Here is a 2,049-nt window from a genome sequence, read left to right as displayed (position 1 = left end):
CCGCAGCGCCCGCGGGAGACGTGTCTGCGACGGCCACGACCGCCTCGCTCCGCCCGCTCACGTTTGCGAGCCGCGAGTTCTGGATCCTCCACACCACTTTCGCGGCGAACGTCATCTGTTCGTTTGCCGTCGCGAGCTTCCTCGCGTGGAACATGGACTTCTTCCAGATGCTCATGGAGCCCGTCGTGCCCTCATGGCTACCCGATGCATTCGATGCCGCGATGAACGCGACCGTGTGGCTCACGACGGCGGTGGGCACCGTCGTGGCGTGGCGCATGTGGAATCGCCCCTCGTATTACTCGTTGCCGCGCGTCCTGGGAATCTCGCTTGTGGCGTTCGTAGCGGCGGAGCTTCTGGTGGTGGATGTGATCGTATACGGCTGCTATTTCGGATTTCTGTAATCGGGTTTTCGGAATGGCGTATTGGGCGGAAGGAGCGAGACATGAAACGACTCGACGATTGGCTTGAGTTGTACGAGGACGTTATGGCCGGAGGCTCTCTGTTGGCGGATGAGGATGCCGAGCGCGCCGACGAGACGGGGATCGTTCTGGCATCCGAGCAGCCGGGCGAGGCGGACGAAGGCCAGGCGCGAGAGGAGCTTTCGTCTGAGGGTGATTCCGAGCCGCCGTGCCGGCGCGCCTCCGAGAGCTCGGAGTTCTGGACGCGCGCGGCGTGCCTCATCGCGAATCTGGGCTGCGCATGGGCAGTGACGAGCCTGCTCGCGTGGGACGGGTTCTTCTTCCAGCGCCTGCTCTTCAGCCTGACGGTCGAAGACGGGCATCTGCTTGCCATCGCTCAGGGAGTGGGATACTTCGTGGGTGGCATGGCGGCGGTCGATCACGTGTATAGCCCGATGTATCGCTCGCTGCCGCGCGTCGTCCTGGCTGCGGCGGCGGGCTTTGCCGTGGCGGCGCTCGTTCTGGCTGGATATATCGCCTACGAGCTTGCCATGACGACGAACCTGGCGTATCCGGATGCTTGGGAGGGGTTCCTGTGGATGTAGGATGTCGAAACACCTCGGCGGTGCCGGTACATGCGGCGGAGCCGCGCGGCGTAACGTTCGACGATTACGCGTTCGACGAGGGGGCTCGAAACGCCGTGCGCATCCGGCTGACTGGGTTTTTCAGCGCGATTGCGCAGCTTGGAGAGACGCTTGCGGCGATTGTGGGCTGCATCGAGCAGGGGTCGATTCCCGAAGGCGTGAGCCTCGAGCGCCTCGTGACGCGCGAGCGCTGTTTAGCGGCGGAGGTGCGTACGGATGCGGCGCACCTCGCAACGATTGTCCTGGCAACGATCGATGCCCGAGGGACAAAGGTGCATGTTCGCGCGGGGTGCTTGCAGCTCTTGCGAGATCAGCTTGGACGTATCGCGGGGTATCGCCCGAGCACATTCGCGCAGGTCTCGGTGGTGGAGGATGCACGCGACCTTCGCCGGTTAGCGGAGGTTGGCAAGGTGGCGGAGCATCTTGCGTTTGGTCGTACCGCGTGTACGCTCGATATGTTCGGCATCGATGTGGATGAGGACGAAGAGGCAGCTCGCGCGCTCATGGTCGCGGATGCGTTCCGTTATGCTCCGCAGCGGGATGCGGAAGGTTGGGCTGCCGGCGGCTCTGGGTTGCCGTACCTCACTGGTGCCGTGGAAGGCATCGCTGCGGCGCTGCGTTGCGCTGACGGCGTGGTCGTAGATGTTTCGGCGTTTCGTCTTGCGAGCGAGCCGTATCTGTTTGCGCTTGCAACCCTAGACGATTACCCGGCGGTAACGCTCGTACCCAAGACGCGTTTGTGGCAGGCGTTGCGCGATGTGCGGGAGGTGGACGTCGATCTTGCGGACGAGGTTGCGCAGCTGCTTTCGGCGACGCCGCTTGCCTGCAATAGCGGCAAGGCGCTCGTTCCCGCTTCAGTGCTTGAAGCGGCGGGGATTTCGGAGCTGGATCGCTCGTTTACGCTCATCGGTGTGGGCGACCGCATCGAGCTGTGGCCATCCGACAGCTGGCGGCGCAACCTTATCAACCTGTAGGGCACGCCACCCGCCATCGGGGACGGGGGTTAG

General features: G+C 63.9%; 2 protein-coding genes and 1 pseudogene. All 3 read left to right on the top strand.

Annotated elements, in window-relative coordinates:
- Positions 1-401 (top strand): annotated as a pseudogene (locus QZ079_RS09220) (hypothetical protein); the annotation flags it as partial.
- A 41-nt stretch (positions 402-442) separates the two neighbouring features.
- The gene (locus QZ079_RS09215; RefSeq protein WP_297037551.1) at positions 443-1,003 is read left to right on the top strand and encodes a hypothetical protein; all 561 of its coding nucleotides are present in this window, start codon (positions 443-445) and stop codon (positions 1,001-1,003) included.
- Positions 994-2,016: a hypothetical protein gene (locus tag QZ079_RS09210; RefSeq protein ID WP_297037550.1), complete on the top strand. Its 1,023-nt coding sequence runs from the start codon at positions 994-996 to the stop codon at positions 2,014-2,016. The genes QZ079_RS09215 and QZ079_RS09210 overlap by 10 nt, the downstream gene beginning before the upstream one ends.
- Positions 2,017-2,049: the final 33 nt, after the last annotated feature.

The organism is uncultured Enorma sp. (assembly GCA_905210055.1).
In the GTDB taxonomy this organism is placed as follows: domain Bacteria; phylum Actinomycetota; class Coriobacteriia; order Coriobacteriales; family Coriobacteriaceae; genus Enorma.
Note: the sequence above shows the minus strand (reverse complement) of the source record. Positions and strands in the feature narration are given on the sequence as shown.

Excerpts from the sequence above, each read along its gene's own strand:
- QZ079_RS09215 (WP_297037551.1), top strand. The coding sequence starts at position 443 with ATGAAACGACTCGACGATTGGCTTGAGTTGTACGAGGACGTTATGGCC.